Consider the following 20,817-nt stretch of genomic DNA (forward strand, 5'->3'; position numbering starts at 1 on the left):
ATCCATTACTCAAACGATAACTGGTTTACTTTTCTTCAAGCTCGAGATTAAATTGCTCTGTGGTAGGCTGATCGTCCTCTTCGATATCACGAAGCTCAATCTCTTCTTCATCAGCAGACAACATTTTCACATCCATACCAAGACTCTGAAGCTCTTTAATCAACACTTTGAACGATTCTGGAATACCTGGCTCTGGCACATTTTCTCCCTTAACAATTGCTTCATACGTTTTCACACGCCCAACCACGTCATCCGATTTAACGGTTAGGATTTCTTGAAGCGTGTAGGCAGCACCATAAGCCTCAAGTGCCCATACCTCCATCTCACCAAAACGTTGACCACCAAATTGCGCTTTACCACCTAATGGCTGTTGCGTAACAAGTGAGTAAGGCCCCGTCGAACGAGCATGTAGTTTATCATCAACCATGTGAGCAAGCTTAATCATATACATGACACCCACTGAGACGCGATTATCAAAAGCTTCTCCAGTACGACCATCATAGAGAATGGTCTTAGCATCTCGTGCCATACCTGCTTCTTCAATCGTTTCCCAAACATCTTCTTCACTCGCACCATCAAATACCGGTGATGCAACATGAATACCAAGCTGTTTGGCAGCCATTCCCAAGTGTAATTCAAGCACCTGACCGATGTTCATCCGTGATGGTACCCCTAATGGGTTTAACATAATATCAACTGGTGTACCATCTGGTAAGAATGGCATATCCTCTTCTGGTAAAATCTTAGAGATAACCCCTTTATTACCATGTCGGCCCGCCATTTTATCACCTTCGTGAATTTTACGCTTCTGAACGATATAAACACGGACGAGTTGATTTACACCTGGAGGAAGCTCATCGCCATCTTCACGATTGAAGATTTTAACATCTAAGACAATTCCACCAGCGCCGTGTGGCACACGAAGGGATGTATCACGGACTTCCCGGGCTTTTTCACCGAAAATAGCGTGTAAGAGACGCTCCTCTGCTGATAATTCTGTGACACCTTTTGGTGTTACCTTACCAACCAATAAATCGCCGTCTTCAACTTCGGCACCGATACGAATAATCCCTCTTTCATCCAAGTCACGGAGGGCATCCTCCCCGACATTTGGAATATCACGTGTAATTTCTTCTGGTCCTAATTTCGTATCACGTGCTTCTGACTCATATTCCTCAATATGAATAGAGGTATAAACATCATCTTTAACTAATCGCTCACTCATGATAATGGCATCCTCATAGTTATAACCATCCCAAGTCATGAAAGCAACTAGCACATTCTGACCAAGAGCCAATTCGCCATCTTCCATAGACGGACCATCTGCGATAATTTCGCCTTTACTTACGCGGTCGCCTACTTTAAGTATTGGGCGTTGGTTATAGCAAGTACCTTGGTTAGAACGAATAAACTTTTGTAGCTTGTAACGATCAAGATCGCCTTGTGTTTCTTTGCCGTCCACTTCAACAACTCGACGGACATGGACCTCTTTAGCCTCAACATGTTCAACAATCCCGTCATGACGACAAATGACCGCAGCACCAGAATCCTTTCCGGATACATATTCCATACCAGTACCCACAATTGGAGCACGTGGCTGCATTAATGGTACAGCTTGACGTTGCATGTTAGCCCCCATCAACGCCCGGTTAGAGTCATCGTTCTCTAGGAACGGGATACATGCAGTCGCTGCTGACACAACCTGCTTTGGTGATACATCCATATAGTCAACGCGGTCACGAGATATCACAACGTTCTCATCACGGAAACGGGCAACAACCTCTTCATCAATAAAAGAACCGTCTTCAGCAAGGCGCGCATTGGCTTGAGCTACAACATAGTTGTCTTGCTCATCTGCTGTAAGGTAATCGTATTGATCGGTCACTTTTCCTGTTTCAGGATCAACACGGCGATATGGTGTCTCGATAAAGCCAAATTTATTGACTTTGGCATAAGAAGACAACGAGTTAATCAAACCGATGTTTGGACCCTCTGGTGTCTCAATTGGACACATCCGTCCATAGTGAGAGTAGTGAACGTCTCGCACTTCAAAGCCAGCACGCTCACGGGTCAAACCACCTGGCCCTAATGCAGATAAACGACGTTTATGCGTCAACTCGGCCAATGGATTGGTTTGATCCATAAATTGAGATAACTGAGAGCTACCAAAAAACTCTTTGATCGAAGCAATTACCGGTCGAATATTAATCAACTGTTGTGGTGTAATCGCCGACGTATCTTGGATAGACATACGTTCACGAACAACACGTTCCATTCTAGATAATCCAATCCGGAATTGATTTTGAAGCAATTCTCCAACTGAACGCAAACGACGGTTACCTAAATGATCAATGTCATCCGTATCACCAACTTGGTGTAAGATGTTAAAGAAATAGCTAATCGAAGCCAATATATCAGCTGGTGCTATGTTTTTCACTGAGGAGTCGACGATAGCATTACCAATTACATTAAGGGTTCTCTCACCTTCAGGATCAGTAGGATCAACAATTTTAATAGCTTGTAATCTTATTTGTTCTTCTACAACACCATCATTTGGATCAAGATAGTACTCACCGATCCGATCTTCTTCACGTTCCAAATATGGCAGAATTTTATCTAGCAAGCGACGATCTAGTGTAGCACCTTTTTCAGCAAGTACTTCACCGGTTTCAGGATCCACTAGAGTCTCAGCTAATGTCTGATTAAATAGACGGTTTTTAATATGCAGCTTTTTATTAATTTTATAGCGACCAACATGAGCCAAGTCATAACGCTTTGGATCAAAGAAACGCGAAACGAGTAAGCTCTTGGCGTTTTCTACGGTTGGTGGCTCACCTGGTCGTAATCTTTCATATATCTCAAGCAAAGCTTTCTCGCTTGTTTCTGTATTATCTTTTTCGAGAGTATTTCTTAAATACTCGTTATCACCAATCAAATCAATAATTTCTTGATCTGTGCCGAAGCCTAAGGCACGTAACAGAACAGTGATTGGTAGTTTTCGAGTTCGATCGATACGGACATGGACAACGTCTTTAGCATCTGTTTCAAACTCCAACCATGCCCCGCGGTTAGGGATGACTGTTGCGGTGTAGCCACGTTTCCCGTTTTTATCAATCTTCTCGCTATAGTAAACACTAGGTGAACGGACTAGCTGAGATACAATAACACGTTCAGCACCATTAATGATAAACGTACCTGTATCTGTCATTAATGGGAAATCCCCCATAAAAACTTCTTGCTCTTTTACTTCGCCAGTTTCATTATTTAACAAACGAACTTTCACCCGTAAAGGCGCATTGTACGTTACATCACGTTCTTTTGATTCGTCAACAGGATATTTAGGCTCACCTAAACTATAGTCAACAAATTCAAGTGATAAATTGCCTTGAAAATCCTCGATTGGAGAAATATCTTTAAACATTTCTCGCAATCCCTCTTCCAAAAACCATTGGTAAGAGGCTGTTTGAATCTCAATTAGATTTGGTAACTCTAGTACCTCACTAATACGTGCATAGCTTCTGCGCTGGCGGTGTCGTCCATACTGAACTAGTTGACCTGTCAACTGCTTCACCCCTCAAATCAAGAATAAAAAACAAAAAAGCTTAAGCAATCTTATCTTTGTTAAGCTTACATACCTTATTCTATCCGATTTTGATCAGCTACTATTGACTTATCGAATGGAACAGGTATAATTTAATTCAGAATAGCGTGTTCGGTATAAAGCGAACACAAACTTGCTAGCTGAACGCAAGTCAAATATATAGCTACATTTGCTTATTAAACCAAAGCAAATGATACCTATTGAGCACCCTGAACAAGAGTCGATCCGCTTGATTCGATACTTCTCCATAAGCAAAAAATCAGAAAGCATAATGAAATAAAGGATCCTTACTTGATTTTTCTTATCAAAGCTATTTAATCCTCTTCTGCGTTCTAACCATCTTGTCCATTTACCTACTAAAATATACATATTTTTTTATATAAAAAAACACTTGACACCAAAAAGGTTCTATTGGCATTTTTCTATATTACCACAGCCGGGCAATCTCGTCAATTATTTGGTATGATTTATTTCAAACCTAACCGAGCTAAATTATTTTTTAGCCCTAATAATGTAATAGCCCTTTTGTCGTGTCGTAACTTCAACTTCACCGAAGTATTCATTGAGCTTCTTCAGCGCTGATGGAGCGCCTTGTTTTTTTTGAATCACAACCCACAGCTCTCCGCCTACTGTTAAGCGCTTGTAGCTATCACTAAACATTTGGTGAACCGTTTGTTTACCTGCTCGAATAGGTGGATTAACCAAAATAGCCGCAAAGTGATCCTGTGCGATATTAGTGAAGCGATCACTGTGATAGAAAGACACGTTACTAATTTTGTTCCGCTCAGCATTTTCCTTTGCTAATACAAGTGCTCTCTCATTGATGTCACTCATCATTACATGGCGGTCAGAAAAGGCTTTAGCTATGGCTAATCCGATCGGTCCGTATCCACATCCAAGGTCTAAGAGATCGCCTGTAATCTCAGGTGGCACAAATGCCTCAATTAATGTTCTAGAGCCATAATCAACTTCATTTTTGGAAAAGACACCACTGTCACTAGTAAAATGGAAGATGTGACCTCGTAGTTCAAATGACCACGTTTTGGGGTTGCTTTTAGATTGGGGTTTATTCGAAAAATAATGCTCAGACATCTTTCTTAGCACCTACTTCTTCTAGGCTAGTTTTGTCAATCTGGTTGAGGTAGAGTGAGGGATACTAACCTAATCATGACTCGACGAACGATCAAAGCTTTTATCTCACTCTAGCGTCAAAACTAATACAACTAGTACTAACGCGTTATAACCTCAAAGCGAAAGCCCGCCTAAAGTTAGACGAGCTTTCAAACAACATAAACTACTTCAATTCAACGCTAGCGCCAACTTCTTCAAGCTTCGCTTTCATTTCTTCAGCTTCTTCTTTAGCAACGCCTTCTTTAATTGCGCCTGGTGCGTTATCTACAAGATCTTTAGCATCTTTAAGTCCAAGACCTGTAATCTCACGAACCGCTTTTACAACTTTAATTTTTGAAGCACCAGCATCAGCTAAAACAACATCAAATTCTGTTTTTTCTGCTGCAGCTTCTCCACCAGCGCCACCAGCTACTGCTACAGGCGCTGCTGCTGTTACTCCAAATTCTTCTTCAATTGCTTTAACAAGATCATTTAACTCAAGAACAGACATTTCTTTAATTGCTTCAATAATTTGCTCTTTAGACATTTTTAGTTCCTCCTAATTAAATATAGTATTATTCTCCGAACAGGATTGATCAAAGATTAGATTGATGTGTCTATGCACCTTGCTCTTCTTTTTGCTCTGCAATGGCTTTAGTAGCATAAGCAAAGTTACGCACAGGCGCTTGAAGTACGCTGAGTAGCATAGATAGTAGGCCTTCGTAATTTGGAAGATCTGCAAGCTCTTTAATTTGTTCAAGAGTTGCAACTTTACCTTCAATTACGCCACCTTTAATTTCTAATGCTTCATGTTCTTTCGCAAAGTTATTTAACACCTTTGCTGGTGCTACCACATCTTCATTACTAAACGCAATAGCGGTAGGGCCAACTAAGATATCGTTTAATTCACTGAGGTCGGCTTCGTTAGCAGCAAGGCGAGCTAAAGTATTTTTATACACCTTAAATTCAACCCCTGCTTCACGTAATTGCTTACGTAGCTCAGTAACCTCTGCTACATCAAGACCACGATAATCAACTAAAAGTGTTGATTGGCTGTCGCGAAGTTTTGTTGAAATTTCTGATACAACTTGTTTTTTTGTTTCCATAACTTTTGACATTGTTCCACCTCCTACCAAACTGACCATCATACCGAAAGATCGGGTCTTTATTGTTGCCAATAAAAAACCTCACATCTAAAGTAGACGTGAGGGAGATTGTGTTATAGGCATGTCAAAATAAACATTTACCTTTATTCAACACCTCGGCAGGCTATTAAGCTGCAATCAGCCCCTGCTGTCTACGGTATAACGTATTTAATTAACCTTCATCATTATAGCGAAGCGCCATAATCAAGTCAAGTTATTTTTTCTTATGCTAATGTAGTAGGGTCGATTTTAACACCAGGGCCCATTGTTGACGTAACAGCTACATTTCGTAAATAAACCCCTTTTGAAGATTGAGGCTTAGCTTTAATCAATGTGCTTGCCAACGCTTCAAAATTTTCAACGAGTTGATCAAGCTCAAATGAAGCCTTCCCAATTGGGACATGAACATTAGCTTGGCGATCAACGCGATATTCAACTTTACCAGCTTTAATCTCTTTAACCGCTTTTTCAACATCAAATGTTACTGTACCTGTTTTAGGGTTTGGCATCAAGCCTTTAGGTCCTAAAACACGTCCAAGCTTACCTACTTCAGCCATCATATCAGGTGTTGCAACGATAACATCAAAGTCAAACCAGCCTTGGTTAATCTTATTAATTAGGTCTTGCTCTCCAACATAATCTGCACCCGCGGCTTCAGCTTCTTTCGCTTTATCACCTTTAGCGAATACTAAAACCGTTTGGGTCTTACCCGTTCCGTGTGGCAATACCATTGCTCCACGAATTTGCTGATCTGCTTTTTTAGGATCAACACCTAAACGAAAAGCTGCTTCAACAGTTTCATCAAACTTTGCTGTTGCATTTTCTTTTACTAATTTCAAAGCTTCTTCAGTACTATATTGCTTTGTGCGGTCAATCAGCTTTAACGCTTCTTGCTGCTTTTTTGTTTTCTTTGCCATTATTATTTCCTCCTTAAATGTGGTTTTAACGGTTAAACCTCCCACTTGCAAAAGCGGACCTTACTATCAAGCAAGAGCTTATAGTAAGCTAGTTGCCTATGCCCCTCGTTCTGCCTACAAAAAGGTTGCGAAATGGTAGTATCTCCACCCCCGCAACCTTCTCCTCCATCAATAACGCTTTAAGAGATTAGTCTTCAATAACAATCCCCATACTGCGCGCAGTACCTTCGACCATACGCATTGCTGCTTCAACGTCAGCAGCATTCAAATCAGGCATTTTGGTTTCAGCGATTTCTTTTACTTTGTCACGCTTCAACGTCGCAACTTTATTGCGATTCGGTTCACCTGATGCCGTTTCGATACCCGCTGCCTTTTTAAGCAATACAGCAGCCGGTGGAGTTTTTGTAATAAATGTAAATGAACGGTCCTCAAAAACCGAAATTTCTACCGGAATAATCAAACCAGCTTGCTCTTGTGTACGAGCATTAAATTCTTTACAGAAACCCATAATATTAACACCTGCTTGACCTAATGCTGGTCCAACTGGTGGTGCTGGATTAGCTTTCCCTGCTGGGATTTGAAGTTTTACTACTTTAATTACTTTTTTAGCCACGAGACACACCTCCTTAAGTCCGTGATGTGGTAATAGGGCTTGTTCACCCTCCCACTCATTTCATATGCAAATTTAAAAACCTTATACTCGAGGCATAAAGAACATTAAAATTTTAGCACGTTACGTCTAATATTGCAAGGATCTCTCCGAAGAATTATTGATAAACTTATGATAATTTTGTGATTTGTGAGAAATCAAGCTCCACTGGTGTTTCACGACCAAACATGTTGACATGGACCTTGACTTTATGGCGATCTAGATCAATCTGCTCTATTGCCCCTGCAAAGTTAGCAAATGGTCCATCGGTTACCGTAACATTTTCTCCCACTTCAAAATCAATTTCAACCACTTGTTCTTGCATACCCATCCGCTTCAGAATGGCTTCTGCTTCTTCTGGTAGAAGTGGTGTTGGCTTTGAGCCTGATCCTGTCGATCCAACAAAGCCTGTTACACCTGGTGTATTACGAACCACATACCAAGAGTCATCCGTCATAATCATTTCCGCTAATACGTAGCCAGGGAATACTTTTTTCTTAGCTACTTTTTTCTTACCATTCTTAATTTCAGTTTCTTCATCTTCAGGTACTAAGATGCGAAAAATTTTATCCTCCATACCCATTGAGGCTAACCTTTTTTCTAAATTTGTTTTAACTTTGTTTTCATAGCCTGAATAGGTATGGACGACAAACCACTGTTTCTCCATTCACTTCATCCTCCTTTAATACCGCTTATAATCTTAAAAATGTGTTAAGAGCAGTCGACTTAATCATGTTATGGTGTTAGGAATTCCTTCTAAGCTTATTTAAACTATTTGTGGAGATGGCGGTATGCTTATATGCTGGCTGCCCTACCCCGAGCTAAGCAGAAAACCTTTTTCTCCAATTTAAAAAACCCGTACAAACGGGTTTTTAAACTTCTAGTCAATACTTCTTTCATCATTATAGCATAGAAGCCAGCATTTTAAACGGATAATGCAAATTATATTACAAATGTAGCTTAAACCCTGGTAGACCAACATCCAACAACAACTATCACTTTACCTAAAAATTATTATACAGCAAATAAACGAAAGTATTTGAAGCTAATTTTTGAGCTGAAAAAATAATGGAGTAGACGCTATTTTTAAATTGTATGAGCGTAGGACAAACTCTATTAATTTTGAAGTTGAATTGGTAAGAAAATAGCATTCACCTCATTAGCTTTATGCATAAATTAATAAATATAAAGCATACAGGATAACAACAAAATATACTATTAATTCAATAATAACTTTACCCCTTAATTTTCTTTTATTGTTAAACGTCTTTATCCCAAAGTGCACCAATCCTAATAATGTCCATGTTAATAAGACTGAGCCTTGTACAACCCTAGTGCTATATATAGTCAAAAACAAATAGAAAATAGGAAAAAGACAGGCAATAATAGTTTTTACCATGTCAAAATCAATTCTTTTTATTAAATTATTTTTTTCCTATTCTCTTCCCTTTTGCCGATTTTTAATTATACTATAATTATCAATAGTACCAATGATAAACAAAAAAGGATAAATCTTTAATTTTATTGTCGACAACGGTTTAAAATTCCCTGATTTCAACGAAAACAAATTTCCTAGTTTCCCTGAATATTAGCTGGCTGAATGCCAGCTTTTTCTTTTTAAATGTTTGATGGGGAAGCGTATTTTTAGTCGTTTAAACGAGCAACGACTATGAACGAGAATATATAAACACAATGTTGGGTGAGGGGGTATGATTCGAATACAGTAGCAGGTCATCTATTAGATAAAAGCAATATATTTATCAATCGAATTACTTCCACGGATTGAGGTAAATCGCCATGATTTTAGCTTGAACTATTTCTGCCAACCGACATTGCAGATTGCCTAGTGAATACTTTAGGTTCTATGCCCATTCACTTAAAAAGTATATAGTAAAACCGTTAGAGCATTCTCGGGACCGCTTAAAAAGATCCATTAGGTAATTGGAGCTGAATAGGGGCCTATTTTTCAATAGCCCCTTCAATCCATTATCATATCAGCTTTTCCAACGATAGTTTAAGCGATATGATTAATAACTAGTATTCTATTCAAAAAAAAGATTAAGAATTTGACTAATGCCTATATCTACAACGGTAAAAAAGATAGCAACAAAAGCAACCGTAGCAACCACAGTAATGGTATAACGAACGAGCTCTTGGCTACTTGGCCATGAAACTTTCTTCATTTCACGTGCGACATTTTTAAAAAAAGTAACAACCTTCACCAGTAGTTCCTCCAAACTTAGGTAGAATAACAATAAAGTGAAACTTCAGTCAGTGGGGGGTTCCATCCTGCACTGAACGTTAGTTGAACCAGTCGGGCCTCCCACTGAGAAATGACGTGTTCCCTTATTTCTTGTAGCGAGAGTCTTACAAAAGCCCTTCGATGGGGCGAGTAATCGCAGCCCCAGCCAGTTATACTGCGATAAAACGATATTATGACTATTTCTATTTTGTTTCGCGATGTAGCGTGTGCTTCTGACATCTTTTACAGAACTTATTCAGTTCTAATCGATTAGCACGCTCTATATTTTTATCAGACTGATAATTTCGACTTAAACAAACGGTGCATGCTAGCACGACTTTCCTTTTCATCAGCATCTTCCTATCGAAACCTGTTCATAAAACTAAATGTAGCATGCTTGATAGGTGCTGTCAACGCCTGTACTATAATTAAAGCCATTTAATAGAGTGGAAAAAGCCAAGAATTAGAAGTTTACAGCTCGAAGCGGCGCAACGGAGTGTATGCCTTTAAATACATGAGTCACGCAAAAACAGGTCAACGGTAAGACGCGACGCTTATCATTGGGTGACTTTTTGAACTTCCTTTTATAACTTGATTCCACTAATATTCAAATAACGCTCAAGCTTCCGCTTAACACGCTGTAGTGCATTATCGATTGATTTAATATGTCGATTTAGCTCAACCGAAATCTCTTGATACGTACGACCATCTAAATATAGTGACAAAACCTCACGTTCGAGTCTACTTAATACTTCTGCCAATTTGCCTTCAACCTGACCATGGCTTTCTTGATTAATAACAAGCTCTTGGGGATCATCGATCACATCTGAATCAGCTAGTACGTCAAGTAATGTACGTTCAGAATCTTCATCAAAAATAGGTTTATCTAATGAAACATAGGAGTTTAGTGGTATATGCTTCTGACGTGTAGCTGTCTTAATCGCTGTAATAATTTGGCGAGTTACACATAGTTCAGCAAAAGCTCGGAATGAAGAACACCGATCGTCTCTAAAGTCACGGATGGCTTTATATAAGCCAATCATCCCTTCTTGGACAATATCTTCATGATCCGCTCCAACAAGAAAGTATGTGCTTGCTTTTGCTCTTACAAATCCTCGATACTTTTGAATCAAAAAATCCAAAGCTTGACTATCTCCTTGATGAACTAGCGAAGTAAGCTCACAATCATCAAGCTTCCCAAAATCGATTAGTTCTTCATTTAAACCCTGATGTTCGATATGCAAGCTAAACTCCTCCCGAACCATTTAATAGAAATATTATACAGTAAGCGTTTTACAAACGTCAACAGTCGACTTTAATCCTGATCACGTCTCATTTTCTCAAAAATATCTAATATATCATCTTTTATCGGAATTTTCCTTGCTATTTTTTTGTTTTGAAAAGACTGTAAATCTTTTGTTATTTCCTCTTGAATCTGATTGACCTCTATGGCCAGCTCTCTGGCCGATTTTCGATAGGCCCCTTGCTGGAAAACCGTGCGTTGTTCATTATAATCAGATGTTGCAACATAGACCTTTGTTCGAACATTTTTGAGCTTTTTAACCAATCTCTCAATACACTGATCTGCCGTTTCTTTTTCTTTAGTATAGATAACTTCTATATTATAATGTTGTTCCTTTGTTGCTAGGCCCTTAACTTCATAAGCATCAAAAACAACAATGATACGATAGCCGCGATAGGCCTGATACTCTGCCATTTTTTCGATTAGCTGCTGCCGGGCTTGAGCCAAGTCAATATCACGAAGTTGCTTGAGCTCGTCCCAATCACCAATAATGTTATAACCATCAACTAATAAAACATCCACTGTTTCATTCTCCTAAAGGAGCACGTTTACGAAACACTTCATACATGAGCAGACTAGCCGCGACAGAGGCATTTAATGACGAAACATTGCCCTTCATTGCTAATCGAACCGTCCAATCACATTTTTCCCGGACTAGCCGACTCATACCTTTGCCTTCATTTCCAATCACTAAGGCGAGTGGTAACGTTCCCTCGATTTCTCGATAATCTTGGTTTCCTTCCGCCTCTGTCCCGATAATCCAAACGTGACGTTTCTTTAATTGATCAATAGTTTGGGCCATGTTGGTCACTCGCGCAACAGGAACATATTCTATAGCTCCGGCAGAGGTCTTCGCTACAGTTGCTGTAAGACCTACAGCTCGGTGTTTGGGTATAATAACGCCATGCGCACCGACTGCATCTGCTGATCGTAAGATGGAGCCTAAATTATGAGGATCTTCAATCTCATCAAGCAAGATAAAAAATGGCTGCTCATTGGCCTGCTCGGCCCGAGCAAATAAATCATCAATTGTGTCATACTTATATGCCGCTACGGCAGCAGCAATTCCTTGATGTTGTTGATTTACAAGCTGATCAAGTCTTTTTTTAGGGACTTTCTTGATCACTACCCCGTTTTCCTTGGCTAGCTGTTGAAGCTGTTGCACTGATTTAAAATTTAACTGATCAGATAAGAAAATCTTATTAATTGATCGTCCAGAACGTAATGCTTCAATAACAGGATTTTTCCCTACAATCCATTCTTCTGACATTTAGTCCACCTCCTTCTCAATAAACATGATTGCTTCATGGATTAATTTGTCTAGACGTTCCTGATTATGGTTGAGATAATGAAAGCCAATGAGACACTCAAATGCTGTACTATGGCGATACGTCAGTACGTCGGTATTCTTTGGAATCGTGCCTGATTTAGCATTTCGTCCTCTTCGAACAACCGCCTCTTCTTCTGGGTCTAAATATTGATGTTCGAGCCAATAGTTTAACACCTTTGCTTGTGCCTTAGCAGAAACAAATTGCACGGCAGATCGGTGCAATGCATTAACCTTTACTTTACCCGATTCTATTAAGTGTTCACGTACATATAATTCATAAATAGCATCCCCGATATAAGCTAAGGTTAGACTCTTTAACTGCTTAACTTCGCTTTGCTTCATTGTCTAGCCTCTTTTCCATCTTGTTCCTTGTGCTGTATCCTCTAAAATAATATTCTGCGCTTTAAGCTCATCACGAATTTGGTCGGCTCGAGCAAAGTCTCGGTTTTTTCTTGCTTGCTCACGTTCACTAAGTAATTGTTCAATTTCATCATCTAACAATTCTGCTGAGGAACCACTTATATTTAAAGCTAACACCTCTAATAACTCATCAAATAACTGACGATAAGCATTTAAAGTAGTAGTGGTCGTTTGCGGCTTAGCTAAATAGAGATTGGCCTCCTTAACTAAATCAAAAATCACAGCTATCGCATTAGCTGTATTAAAATCATCATTCATCTCATCAATAAATCTAGCTTTAATTGATGCTAATCGTGGTTGATAATCAGAAATGTCTTCTACAATGTTCAAGCTCGTTGACTGGCGATGAATTAAATTTTGGTAAACATTTCTAATTCGATCTAAGCCATTCTTTGCTTGCTCCAGTAGGGACTCACTAAAGTTAATTGGATTTCGGTAATGAACACTTAAGATAAAAAATCGCAGTAATTCTGGTGGATATGCTTTAATTAGATCATGTGCCAATACGACATTCCCTACTGATTTTGACATTTTTTCATGATCAATCGTTATATATCCATTATGAAGCCAGTAATTAGCAAATGTTTTTCCTGTGCAGGCTTCAGATTGAGCAATTTCGTTTTCATGGTGTGGGAAAGATAGGTCTTGTCCACCAGCATGTATATCAATCGTTTCACCTAAATATTTTCGTGCCATAGCTGAGCATTCAATATGCCAACCCGGACGTCCTTCTCCCCATGGCGAAGTCCACGAAATTTCACCTGCTTTTGCTTGTTTCCATAATGCAAAGTCTAAAGGATCTTCTTTTTTCTCTCCTATTTGAATTCTAGCACCTGAACGAAGATCATCTATTGATTGGTGAGAAAGCTTACCATATCCTTGAAAAGCTCTTGTTTTAAAATAAACATCTCCATCAGCTTCATAAGCAAAGCCTTTCTCCACTAAAGCCTTAATAAATGAAATAATGTCATCCATTGACTCTGTCACCCGAGGATGTAGAGTAGCCTCTTTTACACCTAATGCTGCAACATCCTCCTGGTAGGCTTTAATAAAGCGTTCTGCAATAGTACGAACATCTTCGCCTAATTCATTAGCAGCTTTAATCAATTTATCATCCACATCTGTGAAGTTTAAGATATAGGTAACTTGATAGCCTTGATATTCTAAGTAACGGCGTACTGTATCAAATACGATAGCCGGACGCGCATTGCCAATATGAATGTAGTTATAAACTGTTGGACCACATACATACATCCTTACTTTTCCTTGTTCAATCGGAATAAAGGTTTCTTTTTGCCGAGTCATCGTATTGTACAATTTAATTGTCATCTTGCTTCTCTCCTTTTAACAGCGCTAACTCTTTCTTCAACATTGCCAAGTCTTCCTGTAATTGAACGATGCAGTCATCTACCGGATCTGGCAGTTTATTATGATCAAGATCTCTTCGTACCCTTTTTCCATTTTGCACGACAACATGACCAGGGATACCAACTACGGTTGAAAAATCAGGTACATCCTCCAATACAACTGAACCCGCACCAATCTTGGAATTCATTCCAACTGTAATTGAGCCTAGAACCTTTGCCCCTGTTGCAATAAGGGCATGATCTTTAATCGTTGGGTGTCTTTTTCCTTTTTCCTTGCCCGTACCACCTAATGTCACGCCTTGGAAAATAGTTACATCATTACCAATTTCACATGTCTCGCCAATCACCACACCCATTCCGTGATCAATAAAGAAACGATGACCAATTTGTGCACCAGGGTGGATTTCAATACCTGTGAAAAAACGGCTAATCTGTGATATAAGGCGTGCAATAAAATAGAATTTCTTTCGATAGAATAAATGTGCCATTCGATGCGCCCAAATGGCATGTAGGCCTGGATATGTCATGATAACTTCTATATAAGAGCGTGCCGCGGGATCTTGGTCAAAAACCACTTCGACATCTTCTTTTAGTCTTTTCCACATTCCCATGTATTCAACACCTCAATTCTAATATATAGAGCACGTGTAATGATTTAGCAAGTAACATCATTGATCGCAACCCAATTACCGCTTATGTCCCGTTCTCTGACAATATCGATTATTGTAATCTAGCCAATACACTAGCCTTTTGAAGTATTTGTACTTTGCCTAAAGAGGAATTAATCACGCACTTAGAAATGACGTGTTCCCTTATTTCTTGTAGTGGGAGTCTTACAAAAGCCCTTCGATGGGGCGAGTAATCGCAGCCCCAGCCAGTTACACTGCGATAAAGCTTTGACACACTAAAAAAGACACCCCTGTGTCAAAACACAGAGACGTCTTTTCCGCGGTCCCACTCTGTTTAGGTATTAAACAACATATACCTCACCTTGTTCTCGTAACGGGAGAGACCGCTTTTACTTACTTACACGTTCGGTAAAAGACTCCGAGGGGCATTGGATCAACCAAGCTTAAAATCACTCTCAGCCAATGGTGATTCTCTCTGGATAAGCTTTGATGTTAATCCCTTTCCTCTTCAACGTTCAATCTATTGGTTCATCCTATGCTCGTGTGCTAACTTTGGTTCTTATTGATTTGCTAAAGCTTGATCTAAACGGGTTAAAACAACTTCTTTACCTAATAAATAAATGGCATTAGGTAATTCAGGGCCATGAACTTGGCCAGTCGTTGCAACTCGAATAGGCATAAAAAGCTGCTTACCTTTCTGCTTCGTTTCTTTTTGCGTTTCTTTTATCTTAGCTTTAATTTGTTCTGGTGTCCAGTCTTCAAGTGATGTTAAAAGTGTTTTAAAGGCAGCTAATACACCCGCTACTTGTTCACCACTAAGAACTTCTGTCGCCTCTTCATTATAACGAATTTCTGTTTGGAAAAACAACTCTGTTAATTCTACAATTTCTGCACCAAAGCTGAGTTGATCCTTATATAGCGCTATAATCTGCTCTGCCCATTGACGCGATTCAGGTTTCATTCCTTCTGTTAACCTGCCAGCCTCAATGAGATGTGGCAATGCAAGTTCAATCACCTGATCCAGTTCTAATGCTTTAATGTATTGGTTGTTCATCCATTTTAGCTTTTGCTGATCAAAGATTGCAGCAGAGGTCGATAGTCGATCTGGGTCGAACATTTGAATAAACTGTTCTTTTGTAAAAATTTCTTCCTCACCAACCGGAGACCAGCCTAAAAGGGATATAAAATTAAACATAGCCTCAGGTAGAAAACCAAGCTTTTGATACTGCTCGATGAACTGTAAAATATGCTGATCCCGTTTGCTCAGCTTCTTACGCTCTTCATTCAAAATTAATGTCATGTGACCATATTGAGGTGCTTTCCAACCAAAGGCATCGAAGATCATCATTTGCTTTGGCGTATTAGAAATATGCTCCTCACCTCTTAGGACATGTGAAATTTTCATAAGATGATCATCAACAGCGACAGCGAAATTATACGTAGGTACACCATTTTTCTTTACCATGACCCAGTCACCAAAATCACTTGACTCAAAGGTTATTTCACCACGTACAATGTCATTAAAGCTGTAAGTGACACCCTCAGGAACACGAAAACGAATACTTGCTTGTCGTCCTTCTGCTTCAAACTGAGCAATTTGTTGCTCTGTTAAGTCTCGATGAGCACCTGAATACTTAGGAACTTGTCCATTGGCACGTTGTGCTTCTCGCTCCGCCTCAAGCTCTTCTTCTGTCATATAGCACTTATAGGCTAAACCTCGTTCAAGCAGATCATCGACATATTTTTGATAGATTTCTAGTCGTTCGGTTTGACGATAAGGACCATATTCACCACCAATATCAGCGCCTTCATCCCAATCCAAACCAAGCCATTTCAAATATTTTAATTGGCTCTCTTCTCCACCTGCTACATTTCGTTTTTCATCAGTATCTTCTATACGGATAATAAACTTACCCGCTAAATGCTTAGCATACAAATAATTAAATAAGGCCGTTCTTGCATTTCCTATATGCAGGTGACCTGTCGGGCTTGGTGCATAGCGCACTCTTACTTCATTTGTCATAGATGTGTTCTCCTTTCAATCGTACCCTTTACCTTAATGTTAATTTTACCATATTAATAATACGTCATGTTATTAGGTTTTCGTAATAAGTATGACAGCTTGAGCTGCTATTCCTTCCTCTCGACCAGTAAAGCCTAGTTGTTCCGTTGTAGTCGCCTTAACATTAATTTGATTCGTCTCCGCCTTTAATATACGTGCAATATTTTCTTTTATCGCATCGATAAATGGGTTAAGCTTAGGCTGCTGTGCAATTACCGTACAATCTAAGTTAACAAGCTGATAACCCTCATTCTGAACCATCGTCCATGTTTGAGCTAGTAAATCAGCAGAATCCGCCCCCTCAAAAACTGGATCCGTGTCAGGAAAATGCTTGCCGATATCTCCGGCTCCAATAGCACCCAAACAAGCATCAGCAATTGTATGTAGTAACACGTCAGCATCCGAATGTCCTAGTAAACCTCGTTGATAAGGTATTTCAATTCCACCAATAATACAAGGTCGGTCATCAGCAAATGCATGTACGTCAAAACCCTGCCCAATCCGAAACATCCTACCCCTCCTTCGTTTTTTTCCACTGACCCATAATAAATTGCGCGAATTCAAGATCTTCAGGTGTGGTAATTTTGATATTAAGATCATGCCCATTAATTAGTTCTACTCGCTGCCCTAGACGCTCAATTAAGGAAGCATCATCTGTTCCATAGTAGTGATCTCTTTTGGCTATTTCATGTGCTTTACTAATCAGTGTATAGTGAAATGCTTGTGGGGTCTGTGCCGCATATAATTGTGTTCGATCTAATGTTTTAAGCTCGTCATTAATGGATTGCTTGATCGTGTCTTTAACAGGAACTGCTAAAATAGCTGCCCCTACACGCATAGCCGCCTCACCGAGCTCATTCAATTTGGCTTGTTTGACAAAAGGTCGTGCTCCATCATGAATAAAAACAAGCTGTTGCTGATTGTTAATAGCTTGCAGACCACAATAAACGGAGTCTTGACGTTCCGGGCCTCCACAAATAAGTTCTATTGGGGTTGACCAGCTATATTGCTGAAGTAGATTCTTTATCTTTACTTTCTCCTCAGCCCGAATTACTAAAATAATAGACGTGCAATTGGGATCACGTTCATAGATATTCAATGTATGTATGATGATAGGCTTATCATCAATTAAAAGAAATTGCTTATTCTGGTCAGTCTGCATCCGCTTACCTTGTCCTGCAGCTAACACGATAACATTATATCGATTCATCTTTCCACCACTTTTATAAAGAGTCAACATCACACAGTAACTTAAAGGTCTATTGCCACCCTTCAAATATTGTCAAGACTGACAAGTCCAATCAACCAATAAAAAGTGATAACATAAGTTATCACTTTTATCTTCCTTATCTGTTATACCCTTTTTACTGTGCTTTTTCAAGTGCTTTGGGCTTAGCAAAAATCATTCGCCCAGCCGAGGTTTGTAAAACACTTGTGATAATCACTTCAATAGTCTCTCCAATATAGTCACGACCTTCTTCAACCACAATCATTGTACCATCATCAAGATAGGCTACACCTTGATTGTGCTCTTTACCGTCCTTAATCACTTGAACCATAAGTTGCTCACCTGGTAGAACAACTGGTTTAACAGCATTAGCTAAGTCATTAATATTTAATACCGGGACATTTTGAAATTCACAAACCTTATTTAAATTAAAATCATTGGTTACAACAATACCATTCATCACCTTTGCCAGCTTAACAAGTTTGCTATCTACCTCTTGAATATCATCAAAGTCACCGTCATACATTTCAATATCAACTGGTATGTCCTTTTGGAGGCGATTTAGCACATCCAACCCCCTGCGACCTCTGTTCCGCTTTAAAGCATCTGAAGAGTCAGCAATATGCTGTAATTCAGCTAAAACAAATTGAGGAATAATAATTGTACCCTCAATAAATTGGGTTTGACAAATATCCGCTATACGACCATCAATAATTACACTGGTATCAAGTAGCTTAGGCTTTGGAGCACTTGCTCCATTACTTGGATCTTCTTGTAGTGATTTATCCGTTTTATCCCTTTTAGCTAACGTTAAAATATTTAAAAATTCATCTCTTCGTTTAAAACCCACTTGAAATCCTAAATAGCCAAGTAACCCTGTTATAAAAATCGGGACAACTTGAGAAATAAAGATAATTTGGATATCTTGGATAGGTTGATTGATAATATATGCGACAAGCAAACCAAGAGTTAAACCTAAACTACCAAAAAGCAAATCGGCCAACGGCGCTCCTAGCAATTTACTTTCTAAAAATTTAATAAATCTTACAATGTGGTCAACTAACCAAAAAGATAATAAATATAAAATAATTGCACCTAGTACTAAACCAAGATAAGGCGCGACATAAGGATTATCAATCCAAGTCCCTCGTGTAAATGCCACAAGTCTTATTAGCATCGGAAAATATAAAAATCCGGTAGTACCCCCAGCAATAATTATAAACAATTGAACAACTCTTTTTAGCATACCACAATCACCTCCTACCTATAGTCTCCCCAAAAATATGTTATTTTAATCTTTTTATTTCATTCTATTTCTATTAATCAAATACTTCTTTTAAGGCCTCTTGGATTGAATGAACGCCTACAACTTCAATTTGACTTGGCGCTTGCCAACCATCTATATTTCGTGCAGGTATGATTGCCCTTTTGAATCCTAACTTGGCTGCTTCTTGGACGCGTTGTTCTATTCTTGAGACACGTCTTATTTCACCAGTTAAGCCAACCTCGCCAATCAAAACATCATGAGGTCGACATGCTCGGTCTTTAAAACTAGATGCAATACTTACCGCTACAGCTAAGTCAATGGCCGGTTCGTCTAATTTAACACCACCAGCAACCTTAACGTATGCATCTTGATTTTGCATCATTAATCCGACACGCTTTTCTAATACTGCCATTAATAGCGGGACACGATTATGGTCAATCCCGGTTGCCATTCTTCGTGCTTGACCAAAACTAGTTGGGGATATTAATGATTGTATTTCGACGAGGACGGGTCGAGTTCCTTCCATCGAGGCTACAACAGTAGAGCCAGCTACACCTTGTGACCGTTCTTCTAAAAAGATTTCAGAAGGGTTAAGCACTTCACGTAGCCCCTCTTCTTTCATTTCAAATATACCCATCTCATGCGTACTACCAAATCGATTTTTTACACTACGTAATATTCTAAATGTGTGATGTCGCTCACCTTCAAAATAAAGGACGGCATCTACCATATGTTCTAATATTCGTGGCCCTGCAATTGCGCCTTCCTTTGTTACATGCCCAACAATAAAGATTGGCACATGCTTTGTTTTGGCAATTCGCATTAGCTCGGCTGTACATTCTCGGACTTGTGTTACACTTCCAGGCGCACTTGTTACCTCATCTTTGAAAATAGTTTGGATGGAATCAATGACAATAAATTCAGGCTTAAGTTGATCAATCTGAGCAGAAATAAGCTGTAAATTTGTTTCCGAGAGGACATATAATTGTTCTGAATCAACACCTAGACGATCAGCTCGTAACTTTGTTTGCCTAGTAGATTCTTCACCAGAGATATAAAGTACAGAAACATTTTGATAAGCAAGTTGATTGGATATTTGTAATAGCAATGTCGATTTTCCAATTCCCGGGTCTCCACCAATTAGCACAAGGGACCCCGGCACAACCCCTCCTCCTAGGACACGATTAAATTCAGGCATATCTGTTTTCATTCTTGCTTCGTGCTTGGTCTGAATTGATGTAATTTTTTCTGGAGGTTGACTGCTTTTCTGTCCAATTCCTGAATGTCTAGGGTTCGATTTTACTACCAGTTCTTCAACTAATGTATTCCATTGATTACAGCTTGGGCATTTCCCCATCCACTTAGGGGTTTCATATCCACAAGCTTGACAAATGAAACTCTTCTTTGGTTTTGCCAATCTAGTACCTCCTTTTCATTATACAATATTTAGCTATCGATAAGATTACATATCAATTAATTCTTTGTGTAAAAACAATGTAATTTTATTCTAACAGCTTTAACTGAAAAAAAGAAAGTGAGGCGGTACG

Annotated in this window: 20 protein-coding genes and 2 other annotated features; all 20 genes read right to left on the reverse strand. The window is 39.2% G+C overall.

Going from position 1 to position 20,817, the window contains the following annotated elements; translation table 11 throughout:
- Nucleotides 1–25 precede the first annotated feature (25 nt).
- Entirely contained in the window at nt 26–3,562 is a 3,537-nt protein-coding gene (gene rpoB / locus ASE01S_RS11765) for a DNA-directed RNA polymerase subunit beta (RefSeq protein ID WP_067842511.1), read from the reverse strand.
- A gap of 531 nt (nt 3,563–4,093) precedes the next feature.
- Nucleotides 4,094–4,693, reverse strand: coding sequence for a class I SAM-dependent methyltransferase (locus ASE01S_RS11770; protein ID WP_067842514.1), 600 nt, complete (start codon nt 4,691–4,693; stop codon nt 4,094–4,096).
- Nucleotides 4,694–4,895: 202 nt separating this feature from the next.
- Complete coding sequence (rplL, locus tag ASE01S_RS11775; protein ID WP_067842517.1) at nt 4,896–5,258, reverse strand: 50S ribosomal protein L7/L12; 363 nt, start codon at nt 5,256–5,258, stop codon at nt 4,896–4,898.
- A gap of 70 nt (nt 5,259–5,328) precedes the next feature.
- Nucleotides 5,329–5,829: a 50S ribosomal protein L10 gene (gene rplJ, locus ASE01S_RS11780; RefSeq protein WP_067842520.1), complete on the reverse strand. Its 501-nt coding sequence runs from the start codon at nt 5,827–5,829 to the stop codon at nt 5,329–5,331.
- 52 nt (nt 5,830–5,881) lie between these two features.
- Nucleotides 5,882–6,032 (reverse strand) — a sequence feature (ribosomal protein L10 leader region).
- A 48-nt stretch (nt 6,033–6,080) separates the two neighbouring features.
- On the reverse strand, nt 6,081–6,773 hold the full coding sequence (gene rplA / locus ASE01S_RS11785) for a 50S ribosomal protein L1 (protein WP_067842523.1): 693 nt from the start codon (nt 6,771–6,773) through the stop codon (nt 6,081–6,083).
- 187 nt (nt 6,774–6,960) lie between these two features.
- On the reverse strand, nt 6,961–7,386 hold the full coding sequence (gene rplK / locus ASE01S_RS11790; protein ID WP_067842526.1) for a 50S ribosomal protein L11: 426 nt from the start codon (nt 7,384–7,386) through the stop codon (nt 6,961–6,963).
- A 166-nt stretch (nt 7,387–7,552) separates the two neighbouring features.
- Nucleotides 7,553–8,089 carry a transcription termination/antitermination protein NusG gene (gene nusG / locus ASE01S_RS11795; protein ID WP_067842529.1) on the reverse strand — a complete coding sequence of 179 codons (537 nt, stop codon included), beginning with the start codon at nt 8,087–8,089 and terminating at the stop codon, nt 7,553–7,555.
- 1,375 nt (nt 8,090–9,464) lie between these two features.
- The gene (secE, locus tag ASE01S_RS11800; protein WP_083512125.1) at nt 9,465–9,644 is read right to left on the reverse strand and encodes a preprotein translocase subunit SecE; all 180 of its coding nucleotides are present in this window, start codon (nt 9,642–9,644) and stop codon (nt 9,465–9,467) included.
- Nucleotides 9,645–9,867: 223 nt separating this feature from the next.
- Nucleotides 9,868–10,020 (reverse strand): 50S ribosomal protein L33, encoded by a 153-nt coding sequence (gene rpmG, locus ASE01S_RS15575; protein WP_444541739.1) that lies wholly within the window; start codon nt 10,018–10,020, stop codon nt 9,868–9,870.
- 228 nt (nt 10,021–10,248) lie between these two features.
- Nucleotides 10,249–10,908: an RNA polymerase sporulation sigma factor SigH gene (gene sigH / locus ASE01S_RS11805; RefSeq protein WP_245630369.1), complete on the reverse strand. Its 660-nt coding sequence runs from the start codon at nt 10,906–10,908 to the stop codon at nt 10,249–10,251.
- A gap of 71 nt (nt 10,909–10,979) precedes the next feature.
- Nucleotides 10,980–11,489 carry an NYN domain-containing protein gene (locus ASE01S_RS11810; protein WP_067842535.1) on the reverse strand — a complete coding sequence of 170 codons (510 nt, stop codon included), beginning with the start codon at nt 11,487–11,489 and terminating at the stop codon, nt 10,980–10,982.
- A gap of 4 nt (nt 11,490–11,493) precedes the next feature.
- Nucleotides 11,494–12,237 carry a 23S rRNA (guanosine(2251)-2'-O)-methyltransferase RlmB gene (gene rlmB / locus ASE01S_RS11815; protein WP_067842538.1) on the reverse strand — a complete coding sequence of 248 codons (744 nt, stop codon included), beginning with the start codon at nt 12,235–12,237 and terminating at the stop codon, nt 11,494–11,496.
- The gene (locus tag ASE01S_RS11820; protein ID WP_067842541.1) at nt 12,238–12,639 is read right to left on the reverse strand and encodes a Mini-ribonuclease 3; all 402 of its coding nucleotides are present in this window, start codon (nt 12,637–12,639) and stop codon (nt 12,238–12,240) included. It abuts the gene before it with no gap.
- Nucleotides 12,640–12,642: 3 nt separating this feature from the next.
- Nucleotides 12,643–14,046 carry a cysteine--tRNA ligase gene (cysS, locus tag ASE01S_RS11825; RefSeq protein WP_067842544.1) on the reverse strand — a complete coding sequence of 468 codons (1,404 nt, stop codon included), beginning with the start codon at nt 14,044–14,046 and terminating at the stop codon, nt 12,643–12,645.
- Nucleotides 14,036–14,689: a serine O-acetyltransferase gene (cysE, locus tag ASE01S_RS11830; protein WP_067842580.1), complete on the reverse strand. Its 654-nt coding sequence runs from the start codon at nt 14,687–14,689 to the stop codon at nt 14,036–14,038. The genes cysS and cysE overlap by 11 nt, the downstream gene beginning before the upstream one ends.
- Before the next feature lie 325 nt (nt 14,690–15,014).
- Nucleotides 15,015–15,234, reverse strand: a binding site (T-box leader).
- Between the two features lie 38 nt (nt 15,235–15,272).
- The gene (gene gltX / locus ASE01S_RS11835) at nt 15,273–16,736 is read right to left on the reverse strand and encodes a glutamate--tRNA ligase (protein ID WP_067842547.1); all 1,464 of its coding nucleotides are present in this window, start codon (nt 16,734–16,736) and stop codon (nt 15,273–15,275) included.
- A 72-nt stretch (nt 16,737–16,808) separates the two neighbouring features.
- Nucleotides 16,809–17,285, reverse strand: a complete 477-nt coding sequence (ispF, locus tag ASE01S_RS11840; RefSeq protein ID WP_067842550.1) for a 2-C-methyl-D-erythritol 2,4-cyclodiphosphate synthase — start codon at nt 17,283–17,285, stop codon at nt 16,809–16,811.
- A gap of 1 nt (nt 17,286) precedes the next feature.
- Nucleotides 17,287–17,985, reverse strand: coding sequence for a 2-C-methyl-D-erythritol 4-phosphate cytidylyltransferase (gene ispD, locus ASE01S_RS11845; protein ID WP_067842553.1), 699 nt, complete (start codon nt 17,983–17,985; stop codon nt 17,287–17,289).
- A 154-nt stretch (nt 17,986–18,139) separates the two neighbouring features.
- Nucleotides 18,140–19,249 (reverse strand): PIN/TRAM domain-containing protein, encoded by a 1,110-nt coding sequence (locus tag ASE01S_RS11850; protein ID WP_067842556.1) that lies wholly within the window; start codon nt 19,247–19,249, stop codon nt 18,140–18,142.
- 73 nt (nt 19,250–19,322) lie between these two features.
- Complete coding sequence (gene radA / locus ASE01S_RS11855; RefSeq protein ID WP_067842558.1) at nt 19,323–20,687, reverse strand: DNA repair protein RadA; 1,365 nt, start codon at nt 20,685–20,687, stop codon at nt 19,323–19,325.
- Nucleotides 20,688–20,817 lie beyond the last annotated feature (130 nt).

This window comes from Amphibacillus sediminis NBRC 103570 (genome assembly GCF_001552275.1).
GTDB lineage: Bacteria > Bacillota > Bacilli > Bacillales > Amphibacillaceae > Amphibacillus_B > Amphibacillus_B sediminis.